Below are 20,796 nucleotides of genomic sequence, written 5' to 3' on the forward strand. Positions count from 1 at the left end.
GCATGACGCAAGTCACGGTGAAAGAACTGGCCAAGGTGGTCGATACACCGGTGGAGCGCCTGCTGCAGCAGATGCGTGAGGCAGGCCTGCCTCACAGCAGCGCCGACCAGGTGGTGACCGACAGTGAAAAACAGGCGCTGCTCGCGCACCTGAAGAGCAGCCATGGCGAGCGCCTGGAAGAACCCCGCAAGATCACGCTGCAGCGCAAGACCACGACCACCCTGAAGGTGGCGGGCAGCAAGACCATCAGCGTCGAAGTGCGTAAGAAGAAGACCTACGTCAAGCGCAGCCCTGACGAGATCGAAGCCGAGAAGCAGCGCGAGCTGGAAGAGCAGCGTGCCGCCGAAGAGGCCGCACGCGCCAAGGCCGAGGAAGAGGCCAAGCGCCGCGCCGAAGAAGAGGCCCGCCGTGAGGCGGACGCCCGTGCCAAGGACGCTGCTCGCAGCCCCGAGGCTCCGGCAGCAGTGGCTGCTGCTCCCGCAGCCCAGGCGGCTCCGGCTGCCGGCACCGCTGCTGCGGCACCCGCCGCAGCAGGCGCTGCCGACGATCGCCGTCGCGAAGAGCCTCGCCGTCCGGAACGCGCCCGTGACGAAGACGACCGTCGCGACCGCAAGCAAGCCCAGCACCGTCCCTCCGCCAAGGAGAAGGAAAAGGTGCCGTCGCCGCGTATTGCTCCGCGCAGCACCGAGGAAGAGAGCGACAGCTACCGTCGCGGTGGCCGTGGCAAGTCCAAGCTCAAGAAGCGCAACCAGCACGGGTTCCAGAGCCCGACGGGGCCGATCGTGCGAGAAGTCAGCATCGGTGAGACCATCACCGTGGCAGAGCTGGCGGCCCAGATGGCCGTCAAGGGCGCCGAAGTGGTCAAGTTCATGTTCAAGATGGGCAGTCCTGTCACCATCAACCAGGTGCTCGATCGCGAGACCGCGCAGCTGGTCGTCGAGGAGATGGGCCACAAGGTCAAGCTCGTCAACGAGAACGCCCTGGAAGACCAACTGGCCGAATCGCTGAAGTACGAAGGCGAGTCGTTCTCCCGTGCACCGGTCGTGACCGTCATGGGTCACGTCGACCACGGCAAGACCTCGCTACTCGACTACATCCGTCGCGCCAAGGTGGCGTCGGGCGAAGCCGGTGGCATCACCCAGCACATCGGTGCCTACCACGTGGAAACCCCGCGCGGCATGGTCACCTTCCTCGACACCCCCGGTCACGCCGCGTTCACCGCCATGCGTGCCCGTGGTGCCAAGGCCACTGACATCGTCATCCTCGTGGTGGCGGCTGACGACGGCGTGATGCCGCAGACCCAGGAAGCGGTCCAGCACGCGAAAGCCGCTGGCGTGCCGATCGTGGTCGCCATCAACAAGATGGACAAGCCGGAAGCCAACCCGGACAACATCAAGAACGGCCTGGCCGCGCTGGATGTGATCCCCGAGGAGTGGGGCGGTGACACCCAGTTCGTGCCCGTTTCGGCCAAGGCTGGTACCGGCGTCGACGAGCTGCTGGAAGCTGTCCTGCTGCAGGCCGAGGTACTCGAACTCACCGCTACCCCGTCCGCTCCCGGTCGTGGTGTCGTGGTCGAGTCCCGCCTGGACAAGGGCCGTGGCCCGGTGGCCACCCTGCTGGTCCAGGACGGTACCCTGCGTCAGGGCGACATGGTCCTGGTGGGCGTCAACTACGGCCGCGTTCGCGCCATGCTCGACGAGAACGGCAAGTCCATCAAGGAAGCCGGTCCGTCGATCCCCGTGGAAATCCTCGGCCTCGACGGCACCCCGGATGCGGGTGACGATATGACCGTGGTGGCCGACGAGAAGAAGGCCCGCGAAGTGGCCCTGTTCCGTCAAGGCAAGTTCCGTGAGGTCAAGCTGGCCCGTCAGCACAGCTCGAAGCTGGAAAACATCTTCGAGACCATGGGCCAGGACGAGAAGAAGACCCTCAACATCGTGCTCAAGTCCGATGTGCGTGGTTCTCTGGAAGCCCTGCAGGGTGCCCTGTCCGACCTCGGCAACGACGAAGTCCAGGTGCGTGTGGTCGGTGGCGGCGTCGGTGGCATCACCGAGTCCGATGCCAACCTGGCGCTGGCCTCCAACGCCGTTCTGTTCGGCTTCAACGTGCGTGCCGACGCCGGTGCGCGCAAGATCGTCGAGCAGGAAGGCATCGACCTGCGCTACTACAACGTCATCTACGACATCATCGAGGACGTCAAGAAGGCCCTCACCGGCATGCTTGGCAGCGATGTGCGCGAGAACATCCTGGGTACCGCCGAGGTACGCGACGTGTTCCGCTCGCCGAAGTTCGGCGCCATCGCCGGCTGCATGGTCATCGAGGGTACTGTCCATCGGAACCGCCCGATCCGCGTACTGCGCGACGACGTGGTGATCTTCGAAGGCGAACTGGAATCCCTGCGCCGCTTCAAGGACGACGTGTCCGAAGTGCGGAACGGCATGGAGTGCGGTATCGGCGTGAAGAGCTACAACGACGTGAAGGTCGGCGACAAGATCGAGGTCTTCGAGAAGGTCCAGGTGGCCCGCTCGCTCTGAGTGGCCACTGACCAGAAGCTGGGAGCCGGGTGCTGCGCGGGGTGATTGACACCGCCAGTTCCAGCTCCCGGCTTTTTGGTTTTTGAGTGAGTACCGATTTATGCCAAAAGAATACAGCCGCACCCAGCGCATCGGTGACCAGATGCAGCGCGAACTGGCCCTGCTGATCCAGCGTGAGGTCAAGGACCCGCGCCTGGGCATGGTCACCATCACCGGCGTCGAAGTGGCGCGGGATCTCGGCCATGCCAAGATCTTCATCACCGTGATGGGCCAGGACGACAACGCCGAGGTCATCCGTCTCAACACCGAGATCCTCAACGACGCCGCCGGCTATCTGCGCATGCTGCTGGGCAAGTCCATGAAGCTGCGGAGCGTGCCCCAGCTGCACTTCCACTACGATGCCAGCATTCGCCGTGGCGCCGAGCTGTCCGCGCTGATCGAGCGTGCGGTCGCCGAAGACCGTCGGCATCAGGGTGACGAGGACTGACGGTGGCCCAGGTCAAGCGTATCCGCCGTGATGTGAGCGGCATCCTCATCCTCGACAAGCCCCGTGGCATGAGCTCCAACCAGGCCCTGCAGAAGGTCCGCTGGTTGCTCAATGCGGAGAAGGCCGGCCACACCGGCAGCCTCGATCCCCTGGCCACGGGCGTGCTGCCCCTGTGCTTCGGTGAAGCCACCAAGTTCTCCCAGTACCTCCTGGACGCCGACAAGGGCTACGAGACCGTTGCCCAGCTGGGCGTCACCACCACCACCGGCGATGCCGAGGGCGAGGTGCTCGAACGGCGCGATGTGACCGTTGGTCGCGACGAGCTGGAGGCGGCCCTGGGGCGCTTCCGCGGTGAGATCCAGCAGGTGCCGCCGATGTACTCGGCCCTGAAGAAGGACGGGCAGCCCCTCTACAAGCTGGCACGTGCCGGCGAAGTAGTGGAGCGCGAGGCGCGTTCTGTTACTATTGCGCGCCTGGAACTGCTGGCCTTCGATTCCACCAAGGCCACGCTTTCCGTCAGTTGCAGCAAAGGCACCTACATTCGCACCCTGGTCGAGGACCTTGGCCAGGTGCTGGGGTGTGGTGGCCACGTCGCTGAACTGCGTCGCACCCAGGCCGGCCCCTTCAACCTGTCCCAGGCCATCAGCCTCGAGGAACTGGAGAAGGCCCACGCCGAAGGTGGCAACGAAGCGCTCGACCGCTTCCTGCTCCCCTCCGACAGTGGCCTGGAGCACTGGCCCTTGGTGCAACTGAGCGAACACAGTGCCTATTACTGGCTGCACGGGCAGCCGGTAAGGGCTCCCGAAGCGCCGAAGTTCGGCATGCTGCGGGTGCAGGATCACACCGGTCGCTTCATCGGCATTGGTGAAGTGAGCGATGACGGGCGCATAGCGCCACGTCGACTGATTCGGTCGGAATGACCGATTCGAGGGTGGCTGTTAATAGGCACGGTCACACCTCTTTTTAAAACACGGGATTCGTTCCCGGCCTATTACTCTCAGAGGAAGCCCATCATGGCACTGAGCGTTGCTGAAAAAGCCCAGATCGTTAACGAGTACAAGCAAGCTGAAGGCGATACCGGTTCTCCGGAAGTGCAGATCGCACTGCTGACCGCCAACATCAACAAGCTGCAGGATCACTTCAAGGCCAACGGCAAAGACCACCACTCCCGTCGTGGTCTGATCCGCATGGTTAACCAGCGTCGCAAGCTGCTGGACTACCTGAAGGGTAAGGACACCACTCGTTACAGCGCCCTGATCGGTCGTCTGGGTCTGCGTCGCTAAGACGCATTCGAGCTGGAAGCTGGAAGCCGGAAGCTGGAAGCAGGACATCGCGCTTGCTTCCAGCTTCTGGTTTCCAGCTTCAGGCTTTTTGAGGAAGACGGCGGGTCCGACTCCCGCGCCTTTCGCAGATTTCCCCCAAGGCAACAAAAGAGAAGGAAAACACCGTGAACCCGGTAATCAAGAAGTTCCAATTCGGTCAATCGACCGTCACCCTCGAGACTGGCCGTATCGCCCGTCAAGCCAGCGGCGCCGTTCTGGTCACCGTTGATAACGATGTCACCGTCCTGGTGACCGTGGTCGGTGCCAAGCAGGCCGACCCGGGCAAGGGGTTCTTCCCGCTGTCCGTGCACTACCAGGAAAAGACCTACGCCGCCGGCCGCATCCCCGGTGGCTTCTTCAAGCGTGAAGGCCGGCCCTCCGAGAAAGAGACCCTGACCTCCCGCCTGATCGACCGCCCGATCCGCCCGCTGTTCCCCGAAGGTTTCCTCAACGAAGTGCAGGTCATCTGCACCGTCGTCTCCACCAACAAGAAGACTGATCCGGACATCGCCTCCATGATCGGTACTTCCGCTGCCCTGGCCATCTCCGGCATTCCGTTCGCCGGCCCGATCGGCGCGGCCCGCGTGGCTTACCACGAGAGCACCGGCTACCTGCTGAACCCCAACTACGAGCAGCTCAAGGCCTCCAGCCTCGACATGGTCGTGGCCGGTACCCAGGACGCCGTGCTGATGGTCGAATCCGAAGCCGACGAGCTGACCGAAGACCAGATGCTGGGCGCCGTGCTGTTCGCCCACCAGGAATTCCAGGCCGTGATCAATGCCGTCAAGGAATTCGCCGCCGAAGCGGGCAAGCCGACCTGGAACTGGACTGCTCCCGCCGAGAACACCGCCCTGCTCAGCGCCATCAAGGCCGAGTTCGGCGAAGCCATCTCCCAGGCCTACACCATCACCATCAAGCAGGACCGCTACAACCGCCTCGACGAGCTGCGCGACCAGGTCGTCGCCCGCTTCGCTGGCGAGGAAGCCGGCCAGTTCCCGGCGGGTGAAGTGAAGGATGCCTTCGGCCTGCTGGAATACCGCACCGTTCGCGAGAACATCGTTAACGGCAAGCCGCGTATCGACGGCCGTGACACCCGCACCGTCCGCCCGCTGAAGATCGAAGTCGGCGTGCTGGACAAGACCCACGGTTCCGCCCTGTTCACCCGTGGCGAAACCCAGGCCCTGGTCGTTGCCACCCTCGGCACTGCCCGTGACGCCCAGCTGCTGGACACCCTGGAAGGCGAGCGCAAGGACGCCTTCATGCTGCACTACAACTTCCCGCCCTTCTCGGTCGGTGAGTGCGGTCGCATGGGCAGCGCCGGTCGCCGCGAAATCGGCCACGGCCGCCTGGCCCGTCGTGGCGTCGCCGCCATGCTGCCGAAGGGCGACGAGTTCCCCTACACCATCCGCGTGGTGTCCGAGATCACCGAATCCAACGGTTCCAGCTCCATGGCTTCCGTCTGCGGCGCCTCCCTGGCCCTGATGGACGCCGGCGTGCCGATGCGCGCTCCGGTGGCCGGTATCGCCATGGGCCTGGTGAAGGAAGGTGACAAGTTCGCCGTCCTGACCGACATCCTGGGTGACGAAGACCACCTGGGCGACATGGACTTCAAGGTGGCCGGTACTGCCAAGGGCGTCACCGCCCTGCAGATGGACATCAAGATCAACGGTATCACCGAAGAGATCATGGAGATCGCCCTGGAGCAGGCACTCGAAGCACGCCTGAACATCCTCGGCCAGATGAACCAGGTCATCGCCGAGTCCCGCAGCGAGCTGTCCGAAAACGCCCCGACCATGCTGGCCATGAAGATCGACTCGGACAAGATCCGCGACGTCATCGGCAAGGGCGGCGCCACCATCCGCGGCATCTGCGAAGAGACCAAGGCCTCCATCGACATCGAAGACGATGGCAGCGTGAAGATCTTCGGCGAGACCAAGGAAGCCGCCGAGGCCGCCAGGCAGCGCGTTCTGGCCATCACCGCAGAAGCGGAGATCGGCAAGGTCTACGTCGGCAAGGTCGAGCGCATCGTTGATTTCGGTGCCTTCGTCAACATCCTTCCCGGCAAGGATGGCCTGGTGCACATCTCGCAGATCAGCGACAAGCGCATCGACAAGGTCACCGACGTCCTGCAGGAAGGCCAGGAAGTGAAGGTCCTGGTGCTGGACGTGGACAACCGTGGTCGCATCAAGCTGTCCATGAAGGATGTCGAGGCTGCTGAAGCTTCCGGCGTCTGATAACCGGTCGGCTGTATGAAAGAGGGCCCCTTGCGGGCCCTCTTTCGTTTCTCGGAGAATGGCGCGCCGCCAGTCGCCGACAAGGATTCCAGGTCATGGAAAAGACCTACTGCAAGTACCACCAGGCCCAACCCGCCACCTGGCACTGCCCGGCCTGCGACCGTCACTTCGGTGACTGCTGCATCCCCCTCAACGCCGAACGCCCGGACGAATCCCCGGCCTGCCCGCTGTGCCGCGCGCAACTGCACTTCCTGGGCGCCGCCAACACCGCCCAACCCTTCTGGGAACGCATTCCGCAGTTCTTCCGCTACGGCCTGCAGACCGGCCCCCTGGCCTTTGCCGCCGTGCTCGGCCTGGCCAGCCTGTTCATGCCGCGCTCGATCATCCTCTGGGTCGCGCTGTTCAGCATCGCCACCAAGTACTTCCACAGCGTCATCGAAGCGGCCAGCGAGGGTTCCCGCGAGGCCCCCGGGCTGGCCACTGCCTTCGTCGGTGAAGGCTTCCTGCTGTTCATCAAGCAGCTGGTGGTGTTCCTGGTGGCCTTCGCCGTGCTCTGGCTGGCCGCCGATTTCCACAGCGAGGCCCTGTTCTGGGCCGTGAACATCGGCCTCATGCTGCTGATGCCGGCGAGCATCATCCGCCTGGCCCTGAACAAGGAGCTCGGTGCCGCGCTGAGTCCCGAACAGCTCGGCGACGTGATCAAGGCCATGGGCTGGCGCTACCTGATCCTCTGCGTGTTCCTGTTCATCCTCTGGCAGTCGCCCGGCTACGTCACCGTGCTACTGGCCCACGGCCTGCCGCGCGTGGTGCTGATGCCCATCGCCGCCTTCCTGTTCGGTTATTTCGGCGTGGTCATGTGCGCCATGATGGGCTACGCGGTTTTCCAGTATCAGGGCGCCCTGGGCTTCGCGATTGCCGAAGAGGGCGGGCACGAGGGCTACCCCGAGCCGGAGTGGCGCCGCCGCCGCGCCCTCGCCGAAGCCGAGGTGCGGGTCAAGGAAGGACAGACTGCCGCCGCGCTGGAAACCCTCACCGCCGCCCTGGAGCGGGACCCGAACGACCTGCGCCTCAACGAGCGCTTCCACCAGCTGCTGTTCGGCCTCAACGAAACCGCCCGCTGCCTGCGCCACCTTGCCCACTACCTGCCCATCGCCGCCCGCGAGAATCCGGCGCTGGGGGCCACCGCACTGCTCAATGCCCGCCGGCTGAAGGCCGACTACCTGCCGGAGGACCCGCAGGTCTGCGAGCGCATCGCCGCGGCCCTGGTGGATCGCCACAAGGCCAAGGAAGCCATCAGCCTGTTGCGCAACCTGCACCAGCGCTTCCCGGACTACCCCAACGTCCCCCGGGCCTATTTGCTGGCAGCCCGGGCCCTGGCCGAACAGCTCGGCCAGGTGGAGCAGGCCGGCAAGCTGCTCGCCTTCATCCGGGCCCGCTACCCGGCCACGCCGTTACTCGGCGAAGTGACGGCGCTGGAGTCCACCCTGGCCCGCCTGGCGGGCTGAGTGGTCGTGCAAAGTGCACGCGCCGCTTGGCTGCATCCTGCAATCTGCAAGCCGAGCGGTGCTGTGGTTAATTTATAAGTAATTGATTTAAAAGGATTAAATCTGTTGGTCAAGGCTGGCACAGGCCTTGCGATACCTACAGTGACTGCAGACAGGACAAGGCTGCAGAACATTGTGAGTAACAGGAGAATCCTCATGAAACAGTCCTTCCACAGCGTCACCCTTGCCGCCGTAGCTGCCGCCGCCCTCAGCCTGCCCCTGGCCGGCAACGTATTCGCCGCCCAGGCCGCCCCGACCCAACTGGCTGCCAATACCGTCGACAAGGCTGAAGAAGCCGTGTCCGACACCTGGATCACTAGCAAGGTGAAATCCAGCTTCCTGGCCGACAAGAACCTCAGCGCCCTGGACATCAAGGTCGAGACCAACAAAGGTGTGGTTGCTCTGTCCGGCGTGGTTTCCAGCGATGCCGAGCGCGACCTGGCCATCAGCACCGCCAAGTCCATCAAGGGCGTGACCGCTGTCGCCGCCGACGGCCTGAAGTCCGCCGAATGATCCCTGGCGCCGCCCTGCGGGGCGGCGCCCACCCGAGGAGGCAATGCCATGAACGCTGACATCATCAAAGGCAAGTGGAAGCAACTCAGCGGCCGTATCAAGGAGCGCTGGGGCAACCTGACCGACGACGACCTGGATATCGCCGAAGGCCACAGCGAATACCTGGTGGGCAAGCTCCAGGAGCGCTACGGCTGGAGCAAGGAGCGCGCGCAGGACGAACTGCGTGACTTCAGCAGCCGCCTCTGAGCCTGACCCGTACACCTCGATCCCCGCTTCGGCGGGGATCGTCGTTTCCGCGGTCAGCGGGCCAGGTGTGCGCGGTAGAGGCCAAGCTGCCGGGTCTGCTCGGCGTCGGGGAAGGCCTTGTTGAGGAAGGCGGCCAGCTCCGCCACGCCGCGCAGGTCCTGGCGTTGCCCCAGTTGCTTGGCCAGCGCCAGGGTCATCACCGGTAGTTGTGCAGGGGCCGGCGCCTGCCGGGCGATCACTCGCCACACCCCCAGGCCGGCCGGGCCTTCACCCAGCTTGAGCAGTCGCTGCAGCAGGTTGGCCAGCACGGCCGGGTGTTGCAGCCACTGCTGTTCGGGAGCGCTGAGGTCCGTGGCCATCTGCAGCAACAGGCCCCGTGCAGGCGTCGGGTCCGGCAGGGCGAAGACCTGCTTGAGCACGGCGCTGGCCAGGGGCTTGTCCTTGCGGGTGCGGGCAACCGGGTAGAGGCGCTCCAGCAACGCCACCCGCCCGGGGTAGCGGGCCAGCAGGTCCAGCCCGCGTGCTGGCACCTGGTCCAGGGCGAAACGCCCGATCAGGGCTTCCAGCGCGGCCAGTTCGCGCTTGAACGGCGCGTCCGGGTCTTCCTTGGCCAGGTACTGCTCGTCCACTTTCAGCGCGCCGATGCGCCGGGGCAGCCAGGTGCCGAGGAAGCCGGAGGCGAGGCCCCCCAGGTGGGCGTAGTAGTTGACGTGGTCGTTGGCCAGCAGCAGCCCGTAGAGTTCCTTGCCCATCCAGATGGGCAGGATCCACAGGGCGGGGGCCTTGAAGTAGCCCATCATCGGGCCGAGCCAGTAGAAGAAGTTGATCCGCCGCAGGGCGTAGACGCCGATGTACATCCCCATCAGCCCCGCCACCGCGCCCGAGGCGCCGATGCCGGGCACCCAGCCCGGGTCCATCGCCCACCACAGCAGGTGCGAGGCCAGGCCGCTGGCCAGGTACAGCCCCAGGTAGGCCGCTGCGCCCAGCGCACGCTCCAGGGCGAAGCCGCAGATGAACAGGAAGATCATGTTGCCCAGCAGGTGGTCGAAGCTGCCGTGGAGGAACATCGCCCCGAACAGCCCTTCCACCGTGAAGCGCTTGGGGATGAAGCCGAAGCGGTAGCTGCTCAGGCTGTCCCGTGCGGCCTCGGCCGGCGCTCGCGCGCGCTGCCAGGCCGGGTCCGCCTGGTAGGCGGCCGAACGGTGCAGTTCGTCTTCGAACTCCAGGTCCCGCAGGGCGTAGAGCGCCAGGTCGTTCCGGCGGGCGGAGTCGAGGGCGCGGCGTTCCTCCGGGTCCAGTTCATGGCGCTTGCTCAGGCTCTCGACGAATAGCGCACGCTCGCGGTTGAGCAGGCCGGCATCGAGATACGCCCGCACCGCCTCCTCGGAGCGAGCCCCGTCGCCGCCCTGGTAGACGAAATAGATCAGCGCGTTGAGCACGACGAGGAACAGTGTGACGACCGGCGGGCGTTTCCAGTCCAGGGGGTGTTCGGCGGGGAGGATGACCAAGCGTGACGTCCTTGTCGCGTAGAGGGTTCAGCCGAGCGGGTCAGTCCCGCTTGCTTTCGACGGTGCTGAGGCGGCCGCCGATGAAGTCGAGGTAGTAGTACATGCCGTTCACGGGGCCATAGACCCATTCCTCCACCTGCATTTCCTGGCGGCCGCTGCGGGTCTCGGAGTAGCCGATGAGGTTGCGCGCAGCGGGCTCGCCGCACTTGCGCAGCACCTCCACGGCGCGGTCGCCTTCGCTGACCAGGGCGCTGCCGCAGCGGAAGGTCGCTGCCGAGGCATCGAGGCTCGCCACGGTGAAGGGCAGGGCGAGCAGGGGGAGCAGACGTCGAATCATGGTTGGGCATCCTGTCCGGTTGAAAAGGACGGCAGAGCCTAGCACTGCCGGTTCTGGGCTGTCAGTCGCCGCGCTTGCTCTCGATCTTGCGCAGCTTGTTCCCCTCGAAACGCAGGAACTGGTACATGCCGTTGCGCGGCCCGTAGACCCATTCCTCCACCAGGACTTCGCTCTCCTGGCCGTAGCGGTCCACCACGTTGCGGTAGCCGAGGCTGTTGCGGCTGGTGGGGTCACCGCACTTGCGCAGGACCTGGGAGGTGCTGTCCTCCAGGCTGACCAGCCCGCCGTTGCCGCAGCGGAGGGTGGAGGAGGCGTTGGCATGGGCTGCGCTCAGCAGCAGAAGGGGCAGGGCAAGCAGGTATCGGGCTTTCACGAAGGGTTCCATCCAGTTGAACGGGGTCCAGCCTACGCCGCCCCATTGCGCCTGTCAGCAGGGCGGCGAGTGCGCAGGGTCACGCCTGGCCGTTGGACTGCACAGGCGGGACCGAATTCCGCGTCATTCGGTGCCCAGTTGCAGCGGGGTGTCCACGCGGCCGTCCTGGCCGGCTTCGCCGAGGCTGACATCGAGCAGGTAGACCCGTTCGTCCTGCAGGCCGCCACGGTCCACCAGGTAGGCCTTGATGGCCGCCGCACGAGCCTGGGCCAGTTGGCGCAGCAGCAGTTCGCTCTGGGCCCAGGAGCCCACCACCGCGTCGCGCATCTTCGCGGTGCGCTCGTCGTTGCCCAGCTGGGCCCATTCGGCCGGTGGCTGCTGCTTGAGGCGGGCGCGGTAGATGCCTTCGAGCATCGGCGGCTTCTCGCTGTCCGGCACCTCCATCAGCGAGGCGTCGGCGGGCACCTTGTCGCCGCGGCGCTGGGCGATCTTGTAGTAGGTGCTCTGGTACTCGCGCTCCAGTCGGGCAGCGGCCAGCAGCGGACCGTCCACGGCGGTGGCGCTCATGCCTTCGATCTCCAGGCGCAGGGCGGGGCGCTCCTGCAGGGCCTGGGCGAGGGTGTCCAGGCCCTTCTGCGCGTCGGCGGAGAGCTCGGCGCTGCCGGCGTCGAAGGGCACGTTGCTGAGGTCGTGCTCGCCGCCGCCGGTGACCAGCCCGGCGACGAACTTGAAGGGGGCCTGGGCGGCACGCAGCACCAGGTTGCGCAGGGTCTGCCAGACGATGGGCGCGACGCTGAACTGCGGGTCGTTGAGGTTGCCGGCCACCGGCAGCTGGATGTCGATCTTGCCCTCGGTGTCCTTCAGCAGGGCCACCGCCAGGCGGATCGGCAGGTCCACCGCATCGGGGCTGTCGACCCGCTCGCCGAGCTGCAGGTTTTCCAGCACCAGGTGGTTGTCGGCCTTCAGCTGGCCCTTCTCGATCTGGTAGTGCAGGTCCAGGTTGAGGCGGCCCTTGCGGATGCGGTAGCCGGCGAACTTGCCGGAGTAGGGCGTCAGGGTGGTCAGCTCGACGCGCTTGAAGCTGGTGGCGATGTCCAGGGAGTCCAGCGGGTCGAAGGGGGTCAGCGCGCCCTTGATGGTCACCGGCGCGTAGCGATCCACCTTGCCGTCGATGCTCACCTTGGCGGGGGTGCGGGTACGGGTGTCGAGGGTGCTGATCTCACCGTTGAGCTGCTGGATGGCGGTGGCGAAGTTGGGGGTCAGGCTGAAGTCGGCGAAGTTGGCCGAGCCGTTGCTGATGCTCACCGCGCCGATGTGGATGTCCAGTGGCTTGCCGGCCGGTTCGGCCTTGGCCTTGGGATCGGCAGGCTGCTTGATCACCAGGTCGCTGACGTTGGTGGTGAGGTCCTCGTTGATGATGAAGCGCGCATAGGGCTGGCTGATGCCCACCTTGGCGATGCTCAGGCTGCTGCCGTGGCGGTAGTCGAGGCCTTCCACCAGCAGCTGTTGCCACTTCACGAAATCGCGCTGCTTGAGGGTGTCCAGGGTGTGCAGTTGGTTGACCAGTGCACGTCCGGTGATGGTCAGGGCCAGTGGCTCGGTACTGGTGAGGGCGACGTCCAGGTTGCTGTCGAGCATGCCGCTGCGCAGTTCCAGGCGGACGAAGGGGGCCAGGTAGGCCTGGGCCACCCGCAGGTCGATGTCGCGGGTCTCCACCTTCAGCTTGGCGGTGGTCGGGGTCAGTTGCACCTGGCCTTCGGCCTTGAGCTTGCCCTGCTTGCCGATGCCGCTGTCCAGGGCCAGCTGGAAGGGCGACTGCCCCAGGCTGTCGAAATCCTTGAGGTCGAGGTTGAGCGGGCCGACGTCGATCTGCACGGCATCCTTCTGCGCGCGGTCGGCGAGGTGGACCTTGTAGCTGCGCAGCTGGGTGTCACGCAGGAGCACCTGCCAGGGCTTGGCAGGCGCGGCAGCAGGGGCCGGCTTGGCCGCCGCGTCGGCCGGTTTCGCGTCCGGGGCGGCAGGGGATTTCGCCGGGGCCTTGGCTTCGCTGGCGAACAGTTTCTGCCAGTCGAGCTGGCCGTCGGCTTCGCGGGCGGCCCAGGTCTCCAGGTTCTGGCTGCGGATCTTGCCGACCACCACCTGCTGCTTGGCCAGGTCCAGTGCGCTGTCGCTGACTTCCAGGCTTTCCAGGTTCACCAGCGGTCGGCCGTCCGGCGCCTTGATGGCGAAGGGTGCCACCTTGATGGCCGTCTGCTCCAGCTTCAGCGCGGTGCCTTCGGCCAGGCTCAGGTGGTAGCGGGTGGACAGGCTGACGGTGCCCTTGTCCAGCACCAGCGGCACCGCGTCCCGCACGTAGGGCCAGAAGCCCTTCATGTTGCCGTCGGTGACTTTCAGTTCGCCTTCCGAGGTCAGCGGCAGCAGGCTCAGGCTGCCCTTCCAGTCGATGCGCCCGCCGTAGGGCCCGGTGGCCACCAGCAGCATGTCGGCGTTGTCGTCGCGCAGGGTGCTGAGGTTCTTCAGCTCCAGGTCGAGGGCGTCGTAGACGAATTCGATGGGCTCGCTCGGGCGCAGGTCCTGGAAGCGCACGCCGCCCTTGGCCAGGCGGATGCTGTCGATGCGCACCGGGAACGGATCGCCGGCAGGCGGTTCGTCTGCCTTGGGCTCGCTGGGGGGCAGCTGGAACAGCTGGGTCAGGTTCAGCGTGCCGTCCTTGGCGAACAGCACCTCGGTGGTGGGCTTGTCGAGGTCGACGGCGGCCAGGTGCAGGGCGCCGGTCCACAGGCTGTCCAGCTCCAGGTTGACGTACAGGCGCTCGAAACCCACCTGGCGCTTGTCCGGCTCGCCGATCTCGAGGCCCCAGAGGGTCAGTTCGAGGCTGAAGGGGTTGAGCTGCAGCCGCTCCAGGTGTGCCGGAACCTTGGCATAGGTGGCCAACTGCTGGTTGACGACGCGCAGGGCGATTCCCGGGAGGATCAGGAAGCCGAGCAGGGCGTAGAAGGCGAGGACGATCAGCAAGGCGCACGTGGCGCGTTTCAATCCTTTGTACATGGTGCGGCGTCGACTATCCCGGCGGAGGTGGGTTGGAGTATGGCACGCCCTTAAGGTTCCGACAGACGGCGCCGACTGGAATCGTCGGCGGTGTCTCGATTCAGAATCGCAGCACCAGGGTCTTCAGCGGCGGGCGCCCGTCCTGGGAGGGGAAGTCGGCGGCCGGCAGCAGCTGCTCGCAGTCGCGCACCGGGCGCCCGAGCTTGCTGGCGCAGCGCAGCACCTGGTCGCGCCATTCCTCGATTCCCACCTTCGCCAGGTTGTTGCAGCACACCAGCACGCCGTCGTCCGCCGTGGCCATCAGGGCGGGCTTGAGCAGGCTCTGGTAGTCCCGCAGCAGGTCGACGGTGCCGAAGGCGCTCTTGGCCCAGGCTGGCGGGTCGAGGAACACCAGGTCGAAGCGGCGTGCTTCCAGGCGCAGGTAGCTGGGCAGCCGCTGCCCATGGCGCCGGGCGATGGGCAGGCCGGCCAGTTGGCGGATGGCCGGGAAGTAGTCCGATTGCACGAACTGCATGGGCACCAGGCCGGGGTTGAGGGCGGCGTTCTCCCGGCCCACGGCCAGGTTGCCTTCGGCGAAGTCCAGGTTGCACACCTCGCGGGCGCCGCCGGCAGCGGCGGCCAGGCCGACCCCGCAGGTGTAGGCGAACAGGTTGAGCACCGACTTGCCGGCGCTGTTGGCCTTCACCCAGCCCCGGGCGTTGCGCAGGTCGAGGAACAGCAGCGGGTCCTGGCCGGGGTGACGACCACGCACCCGGTAGGCCAGGCCCCATTCATGGCCGACCTGGTCCGCCAGGGCCGCGTCGTCGGCCTGGTACACCGGGTCGCTGCGGTCGACGCGGGAGTTGTTGCCGGAGCGGTCGTTGTAAACCGGCAGCAGCGCCTCGCCCAGGTGGGCGTTGACCGTCTCGACCAGGGCCAGCAGGGCGTCGCGCTGCAGGGGCTGGTGGAAGCTCTGCACCATCAGCTGGGGGCCGTAGCGGTCCACGGTGAGGCCGGGAGCGCCTTCCTGGCTGCCGTGGAACAGCCGGTAGCAGTCGGTGCCCTGAGCTTTCAGTTCGGCCAGCAGCGGTTGGCGGGCGTCGAGGGCGGCGCGCAGCGCCGGGAGGAGAACGGAGGGCATGCGCGGCGTCTCGTGTAAGGGGCGCGCAGTTTAGCAAAAGGCGGGAGGGCGTCGCGTTGGCGATGGGGCCTTGGGAGGGCGAAGCCGCTCCCTGGGGAGCGGCTTCGTGGCGATCAGCGCTCGATGGCCAGGGCCACGCCCTGCCCGCCGCCGATGCACAGGGTTGCCAGGCCCTTCTTCGCATCGCGCTTGATCATCTCGTGCAGCAGGGTCACCAGCACGCGGCAGCCGGAGGCGCCGATGGGGTGGCCGAGGGCGATGGCGCCGCCGTTGACGTTGACCTTGGCCACATCCCAGCCCAGCTCCTGGCCCACGGACAGGGCCTGGGCGGCGAAGGCTTCGTTGGCTTCGATCAGGTCCAGCTCGCCGAGGTTCCAGCCGGCTTTCTCCAGGCAGCGGCGGGTCGCGGAGACCGGGCCGATGCCCATGATCGCGGGGTCGACACCGGCGCTGGCGTAGCTGGCGATGCGCGCCAGCACCGGCAGGCCGAGGGCCTTGGCCTTGTCGGCGCTCATCAGCAGCACGGCGGCGGCACCGTCGTTGAGGCTGGAGGCGTTGCCGGCGGTGACGCTGCCGTCCTTCTTGAAGGCCGGCTTGAGCTTGGCCAGGGACTCGGCGGTGGTGCCGGCACGGGGCTGCTCGTCGGTGGCGAAGGCGACGGGCTCGCCTTTCTTCTGCGGGATCAGGATGGGGGTGATCTCGTCCTTGAAGCGCCCGCCCTCGATGGCCGCACAGGCCTTCTGCTGGGAGGCGGCGGCGAAGGCGTCCTGGGCTTCACGGCTGATGCCGTACTTCTCCACCAGGTTCTCGGCGGTGATGCCCATGTGGTAGTCGTTGAAGACATCCCACAGGCCGTCCTGGATCATGGTGTCCACCAGCTTGGCGTGGCCCATGCGCAGGCCGGTGCGGGCACCGGGCATCACGTAGGGGGCGAGGCTCATGTTCTCCTGGCCGCCGGCGATCACCACCTCGGCATCGCCGCAGCGGATGGCCTGGGCCGCCAGGTGCAGGGCCTTGAGGCCGGAGCCGCAGACCTTGTTCAGGGTCAGGGCCGGCACGGCGTGGGGCAGCCCGGCGAGGATGGCGGCCTGGCGGGCGGGGTTCTGGCCGGAGCCTGCGGTGAGCACCTGGCCGAGGATGACCTCGTCGACCTGGGCCCCGTCGAGGCCGGTCTGGGCCAGCAACTGGCGGATCACGGCGGCGCCCAGCTCCGGCGCGGGGATGTTGGCCAGCGAGCCCTGGAAGCTGCCGACGGCGGTACGGGTGGCGGCAACGATGACGACGTCTTGCATGTTTCAAGTCCTCGAATCAGCGGAGCAGATCAGTCTGTGACCGGAAGGCTCGCAATGGTCGCACAGCGAGCGTGCGCCAACCAGTCGCTCAGTACGTGGGCAGCCCCATGCGCCGACGGGCTTTGTGCGCGGCGCTGTCGCGCATGGCCCAGCGCACCATGGAGGCGGTGCGTTGCACGCCGCTGTGCACCAGCGGTCGCTGCCAGGCGGGCAGTTCCAGGCCCAGCAGCCTTTGTGCCCAGTCGGGCAGCAGGGCGATCCCGCCCTGCATCATCAGGTGGCCGACCGGCTTGGCCAGGGCGCTGGGGGCCGGGGCGTTGCGCAGCAGGCGGACCACCTCGCGGGTGCGGTCGTCGCACAGCAGCTGCGGGCGCATCCGCTCCAGGTAGGCGGCGATGGCCTGGCGCGAGCGCGGCACGTCGCGGGCGCCCAGGCGTTCGGCCACCAGGGCGATCTCGTCGTAGTAGCGGTCCTGGTCGGCCGGGGAGAGGGTCGGGTCGAGGTAGGCCAGGTAGCCCTGGAGGAAGCAGCTGACTTCCGCCACGTGCACCCAGGTCAGCAGGTCGGGATCGCTGGCGGCATAGGGCCGGCCATCCGGGGCGGTACCCGTCACCTGCAGGTGGATGGTCTTCACCTTCTCGATCAGCCGCTCGGCGTCCTCGCGGCCGGCATAGGTGGTACCGGAGATGAACAGGCTGGTGCGGCGCAGGCGGCCGAGCATGTCCTCGCGGAAGTTGGAGTGGTCCCACACGCCGGCCAGCGCCAGGGGGTGCAGCATCTGCAGCAGCAGGGCACTGATGCCGCCGGTCATCATTGAGGTGAAGTCGCCGTGTACCCGTCAGACCACGGAGTCGGGGCCGAACAGGCCGGGGTCGCCCCTGGGGTTCTCCAGGTCGAGCAGGCCGAGGGAGGCGCCGGTGAGGCTGTGGATCTGGCGTTCGATGCGGGTGCGTATGAGGTTCATGGCGGGCAACGCTACAGCGTACTCGCGCTCCGCTACAAGCAGCGGCATGTCGCAGGCCTGGTGCCCGGAATGAAAACGCCCGGCCGCCTTGCGACGGCCGGGCGCGGGTGGCGTGGGGTCAGCGGTTGAGGCGGGCGTCGATCAGGTTCTGCACCACCGAAGGGTCGGCCAGGGTCGAGGTGTCGCCCAGGTTCTCCAGCTCGTTGCAGGCGATCTTGCGCAGGATGCGCCGCATGATCTTGCCGGAGCGGGTCTTCGGCAGGCCGGGGGCCCACTGGATCAGTTCGGGCTTGGCGAAGCTGCCGATCTCCTTGCTGACCAGGGCGAGCAGTTCCTTCTTCAACTCCTCGCTGGGCTCCAGCCCCTTCATCGGGGTGACGAAGGCGTAGATGCCCTGGCCCTTGAGGTCATGGGGATAACCCACCACGGCGGCCTCGGCCACGGCGTCGTGCAGCACCAGGGCGCTTTCCACTTCGGCGGTGCCGATGCGGTGGCCGGAGACGTTGATCACGTCGTCGACACGGCCGGTGATCCAGTAGTAGCCGTCCTCGTCGCGGCGGGCGCCGTCGCCGGTGAAGTAGTAGCCGGGGTAGGCGGAGAAGTAGGTCTCGATCATCCGCTTGTGGTCGCCGTAGACGGTGCGGATCTGGCTCGGCCAGCTGGCCTTGATGGCCAGGACGCCGGAGCCGGGGCCTTCGATCTCGTGGCCCTTCTCATCCAGCAGCACCGGCTGCACGCCGAAGAACGGCCGGGTGGCGGAACCGGGCTTGAGGGCAGTGGCGCCGGGCAGGGGGGTGATGAGGATGCTGCCTGTCTCGGTCTGCCACCAGGTGTCGACGATGGGGCAGCGGCGCTCGCCGACCACGTTGTAGTACCACTCCCAGGCTTCCGGGTTGATCGGCTCGCCGACGCTGCCGAGTAGGCGCAGGCTGCTGCGATCGGTGCGGCGCACCGGCTCCTCGCCTTCGCGCATGAGGGCGCGCAGGGCGGTGGGCGCGGTGTAGAAGATGTTGACCTTGTGCTTGTCGATCACCTGCCAGAAGCGCGAGGCATCCGGGTAGCTGGGCACGCCCTCGAACACCAGGGTGGTGGCGCCGTTGGCCAGCGGGCCGTAGACGATGTAGCTGTGGCCGGTGACCCAGCCGACGTCGGCGGTGCACCAGTAGATGTCACCCTCGTGGTAGTCGAACACGTACTTGTGGGTCATCGCCGCGCCCAGCAGGTAGCCGCCGGTGGTGTGCAGCACGCCCTTGGGTTTGCCGGTGGAGCCGGAGGTGTAGAGGATGAACAGCGGGTCTTCGGCGTCCATCCATTCCGGTTCGCAGGCCTCGGCGGCGCCTTGCAGGGCTTCGTGGTACCAGAGGTCGCGGCCTTCCACCCAGCCCACCTCGCCCTGGGTGCGTTGCACCACGACCACGGTGGACACGTCCGGGCACTCCTTCAGCGCCTTGTCGACGTTCTGCTTCAGCGGCACGTACTTGCCGCCGCGCACGCCTTCGTCGGCGGTGATCACGGCACGGCAGTCGGCATCGAGGATGCGGTCGCGCAGGGAGTCCGGGGAGAAGCCGCCGAACACCACCGAGTGCACGGCGCCGATGCGGGCGCAGGCCAGCATGGCGTAGGCAGCCTCGGGCACCATCGGCATGTAGATGCACACCCGGTCACCCTTCTTCACGCCCCGCGCCTTGAGCACGTTGGCCAGGCGGCAGACGTTGCTGTGCAGCTTGCGGTAGGTGATGTGGGCGGATTCGGTGGGGTTGTCGCCTTCCCAGATGATCGCGATCTGCTCGGCGCGGGTGTCCAGGTGGCGGTCGATGCAGTTGTAGGCGACGTTCAGCTTGCCGCCCTTGAACCAGCGCGCTTCGCCCTTGGCGAGGTCGCTGTGGTGCAACTCGTCCCAGGGTTTGAACCAGTGGAGGAAGCGGGTGGCCTGCTCGCTCCAGAAGGCCTGGGGCTCGTCCACGGACTGGCGGTAGAGGCGCTGGTAGGTGTCGTTGTCGATATGGGCGCGTTGGCGCACGTCTTCAGGCACGGGGTGAAGGCTGATCTCGTACATGGCGAATTCCTTGTTGTTGTTTGCCGAGATGGCGACAAGGTTGCCTGCAACGCCGGGCCGCCTTCAAGGGGCGCGAAGGGGCTCGTAGGGATATTCCAGTTGGGCTGCGACCAGTTCTGCAGTGGCGCTGCCGTAGCGTGCGTCGATGGCCTGCAGGGCTTCGTCCAGTACGGCGCCGGGCAGGGCCTGGGGGGCAGTCAGTTCGACGGCCTCCTCGGCTTCGGCGGCATCTGGCAGCAGCTCCAGGCCGTGGAGGCTGGTGACGGGCGTGCTGGCGCTGCCCACCACGCGGGTGCGGAAGGTCCGGGCCCAGGCATCCACCTGCAGCGCCAGGGTCGCTTCGTCCATGCCGGGGGCCAGCGTCACGGCCAGGGTCTCCTGGCGCCAGGGCAGCAGCCAGTTGCCGGCGGCGGTCAGGTAGCCCCGGGTGCCGAGGGCGAAGCCGAGGCTGTGGTGCTCGGCGGACCAGCGCTCCACACCGATCTCGCGGCCGACGGCGTGGGCCTTTTCGTTCCCGGCGATGGCCGCCACCAGGGCCAGGGAGGCGGGCAGTGCAGCGCTGACGCCGGAGGTGGTGACGAGGTTGCCGTCGGCCAGGTAGCGACTGTCCTCCTGCCACTGGGTGCGCGGGTAGTCGGCCTGCCGTTCGTCGCGGGAGTACCAGTGCCCGGTGGCCCGGCGGCCGTCCAGCAGGCCGGCCTGGCCCAGCACCAGCACGCCATCGCAGATGCCGACGACGGTGGCGCCCCGTGCCGCCTGTTCGGCGACGAAGCGGGTGAGGCGCGGGTCGTCGCTGTGGTGCACGGCAGGGACGATGAGGTAGTCCGCCCCGTCCGGGTAGCGCTGTTCGAAGGCATCGACGGTGGCTTGGGCGCGCATCCGCAGTGCCGGCATCAGCTGCACGGGGCCGGGCTGGGTGGACAGGGTGATCACCTCGCCCACCTGGGCGCGGCTGAGTACCGAGAAGGGCACGAGGAGATCCACCAGTTCGGTCATGCCGTTCTCGGCGACCACGGCGATCACCGGCTGCGTCCGCCCGAAGCGGGGGTGGTAGGGCGGCAGGGCGTCGTCCGCCAAGGCCGGGGTGGGTAACAGCAGACTCGCGAGGATCAGCAGCAGGGTGCGCATGGGCGTTCTCCGTCAGTGGGTCACAGTCTGCGGATCGGCGGGCTGTCGTGAATGACATCGATGGGTGAATATCTGCCAACTTTTCTGTCT

The 20,796-nt window shown here is 66.9% G+C and carries 16 protein-coding genes and 1 pseudogene; 8 read left to right on the forward strand and 9 right to left on the reverse strand.

Translation table 11 applies throughout. The features are described from left to right. Window positions 1–2: 2 nt before the first annotated feature. The 8 genes from infB (at window position 3) to RTK35_RS05925 (ending at window position 8,880) form a co-directional block, all read left to right on the forward strand. Window positions 3–2,534: a translation initiation factor IF-2 gene (gene infB, locus RTK35_RS05890; protein WP_316907602.1), complete on the forward strand. Its 2,532-nt coding sequence runs from the start codon at window positions 3–5 to the stop codon at window positions 2,532–2,534. A 100-nt stretch (window positions 2,535–2,634) separates the two neighbouring features. Further along, the gene (gene rbfA, locus RTK35_RS05895; RefSeq protein WP_044413746.1) at window positions 2,635–3,021 is read left to right on the forward strand and encodes a 30S ribosome-binding factor RbfA; all 387 of its coding nucleotides are present in this window, start codon (window positions 2,635–2,637) and stop codon (window positions 3,019–3,021) included. 2 nt (window positions 3,022–3,023) lie between these two features. Further along, entirely contained in the window at window positions 3,024–3,941 is a 918-nt protein-coding gene (gene truB / locus RTK35_RS05900; RefSeq protein ID WP_044413749.1) for a tRNA pseudouridine(55) synthase TruB, read from the forward strand. 93 nt (window positions 3,942–4,034) lie between these two features. Continuing rightward, window positions 4,035–4,304: a 30S ribosomal protein S15 gene (gene rpsO, locus RTK35_RS05905; protein ID WP_044413751.1), complete on the forward strand. Its 270-nt coding sequence runs from the start codon at window positions 4,035–4,037 to the stop codon at window positions 4,302–4,304. 164 nt (window positions 4,305–4,468) lie between these two features. Continuing rightward, complete coding sequence (pnp, locus tag RTK35_RS05910; protein WP_044413754.1) at window positions 4,469–6,577, forward strand: polyribonucleotide nucleotidyltransferase; 2,109 nt, start codon at window positions 4,469–4,471, stop codon at window positions 6,575–6,577. 95 nt (window positions 6,578–6,672) lie between these two features. Beyond that, complete coding sequence (locus tag RTK35_RS05915) at window positions 6,673–8,082, forward strand: DUF4013 domain-containing protein (protein ID WP_142014293.1); 1,410 nt, start codon at window positions 6,673–6,675, stop codon at window positions 8,080–8,082. Window positions 8,083–8,277: 195 nt separating this feature from the next. After that, a complete protein-coding gene (locus tag RTK35_RS05920) occupies window positions 8,278–8,634 on the forward strand; it encodes a BON domain-containing protein (protein ID WP_044413760.1) in 357 nt (118 codons plus the stop codon). Between the two features lie 48 nt (window positions 8,635–8,682). Then, window positions 8,683–8,880 (forward strand): CsbD family protein, encoded by a 198-nt coding sequence (locus tag RTK35_RS05925; protein ID WP_069561625.1) that lies wholly within the window; start codon window positions 8,683–8,685, stop codon window positions 8,878–8,880. 53 nt (window positions 8,881–8,933) lie between these two features. Here the strand turns inward: RTK35_RS05925 and RTK35_RS05930 are convergent, their stop codons facing one another. The 9 genes and pseudogenes from RTK35_RS05930 to RTK35_RS05970 form a co-directional block, all read right to left on the reverse strand. Continuing rightward, complete coding sequence (locus RTK35_RS05930; RefSeq protein ID WP_316907603.1) at window positions 8,934–10,388, reverse strand: rhomboid family intramembrane serine protease; 1,455 nt, start codon at window positions 10,386–10,388, stop codon at window positions 8,934–8,936. Window positions 10,389–10,428: 40 nt separating this feature from the next. Continuing rightward, window positions 10,429–10,725 (reverse strand): DUF2845 domain-containing protein, encoded by a 297-nt coding sequence (locus RTK35_RS05935; protein WP_316907604.1) that lies wholly within the window; start codon window positions 10,723–10,725, stop codon window positions 10,429–10,431. 61 nt (window positions 10,726–10,786) lie between these two features. Beyond that, the gene (locus RTK35_RS05940; RefSeq protein WP_316907605.1) at window positions 10,787–11,098 is read right to left on the reverse strand and encodes a DUF2845 domain-containing protein; all 312 of its coding nucleotides are present in this window, start codon (window positions 11,096–11,098) and stop codon (window positions 10,787–10,789) included. A 123-nt stretch (window positions 11,099–11,221) separates the two neighbouring features. Continuing rightward, window positions 11,222–14,146, reverse strand: coding sequence for a DUF748 domain-containing protein (locus RTK35_RS05945; protein ID WP_316907606.1), 2,925 nt, complete (start codon window positions 14,144–14,146; stop codon window positions 11,222–11,224). Between the two features lie 100 nt (window positions 14,147–14,246). Continuing rightward, window positions 14,247–15,266, reverse strand: a complete 1,020-nt coding sequence (locus tag RTK35_RS05950) for a class I SAM-dependent rRNA methyltransferase (RefSeq protein ID WP_316907607.1) — start codon at window positions 15,264–15,266, stop codon at window positions 14,247–14,249. Window positions 15,267–15,379: 113 nt separating this feature from the next. Further along, entirely contained in the window at window positions 15,380–16,558 is a 1,179-nt protein-coding gene (locus RTK35_RS05955; protein ID WP_316907608.1) for an acetyl-CoA C-acetyltransferase, read from the reverse strand. Window positions 16,559–16,646: 88 nt separating this feature from the next. After that, window positions 16,647–17,522: pseudogene (locus tag RTK35_RS05960) on the reverse strand (oxygenase MpaB family protein). Window positions 17,523–17,640: 118 nt separating this feature from the next. After that, on the reverse strand, window positions 17,641–19,578 hold the full coding sequence (gene acs / locus RTK35_RS05965) for an acetate--CoA ligase (RefSeq protein ID WP_160481787.1): 1,938 nt from the start codon (window positions 19,576–19,578) through the stop codon (window positions 17,641–17,643). 63 nt (window positions 19,579–19,641) lie between these two features. Beyond that, entirely contained in the window at window positions 19,642–20,706 is a 1,065-nt protein-coding gene (locus RTK35_RS05970) for a DJ-1/PfpI family protein (protein ID WP_316907609.1), read from the reverse strand. Window positions 20,707–20,796: the final 90 nt, after the last annotated feature.

Source organism: Pseudomonas sp. zfem003, from assembly GCF_032621675.1.
GTDB lineage: Bacteria > Pseudomonadota > Gammaproteobacteria > Pseudomonadales > Pseudomonadaceae > Metapseudomonas > Metapseudomonas otitidis.

What these genes read in the sequence shown, in the direction of transcription:
- rbfA (WP_044413746.1), top strand. Translation starts at nt 2,635, where the DNA reads ATGCCAAAAGAATACAGCCGCACCCAGCGCATCGGTGACCAGATGCAG.
- RTK35_RS05945 (WP_316907606.1), bottom strand. Translation starts at nt 14,146, where the DNA reads ATGTACAAAGGATTGAAACGCGCCACGTGCGCCTTGCTGATCGTCCTC.
- rpsO (WP_044413751.1), top strand. Translation starts at nt 4,035, where the DNA reads ATGGCACTGAGCGTTGCTGAAAAAGCCCAGATCGTTAACGAGTACAAG.
- RTK35_RS05950 (WP_316907607.1), bottom strand. Translation starts at nt 15,266, where the DNA reads ATGCCCTCCGTTCTCCTCCCGGCGCTGCGCGCCGCCCTCGACGCCCGC.
- RTK35_RS05970 (WP_316907609.1), bottom strand. Translation starts at nt 20,706, where the DNA reads ATGCGCACCCTGCTGCTGATCCTCGCGAGTCTGCTGTTACCCACCCCG.
- infB (WP_316907602.1), top strand. Translation starts at nt 3, where the DNA reads ATGACGCAAGTCACGGTGAAAGAACTGGCCAAGGTGGTCGATACACCG.
- RTK35_RS05955 (WP_316907608.1), bottom strand. Translation starts at nt 16,558, where the DNA reads ATGCAAGACGTCGTCATCGTTGCCGCCACCCGTACCGCCGTCGGCAGC.
- RTK35_RS05915 (WP_142014293.1), top strand. Translation starts at nt 6,673, where the DNA reads ATGGAAAAGACCTACTGCAAGTACCACCAGGCCCAACCCGCCACCTGG.
- acs (WP_160481787.1), bottom strand. Translation starts at nt 19,578, where the DNA reads ATGTACGAGATCAGCCTTCACCCCGTGCCTGAAGACGTGCGCCAACGC.
- RTK35_RS05935 (WP_316907604.1), bottom strand. Translation starts at nt 10,725, where the DNA reads ATGATTCGACGTCTGCTCCCCCTGCTCGCCCTGCCCTTCACCGTGGCG.
- RTK35_RS05920 (WP_044413760.1), top strand. Translation starts at nt 8,278, where the DNA reads ATGAAACAGTCCTTCCACAGCGTCACCCTTGCCGCCGTAGCTGCCGCC.
- RTK35_RS05925 (WP_069561625.1), top strand. Translation starts at nt 8,683, where the DNA reads ATGAACGCTGACATCATCAAAGGCAAGTGGAAGCAACTCAGCGGCCGT.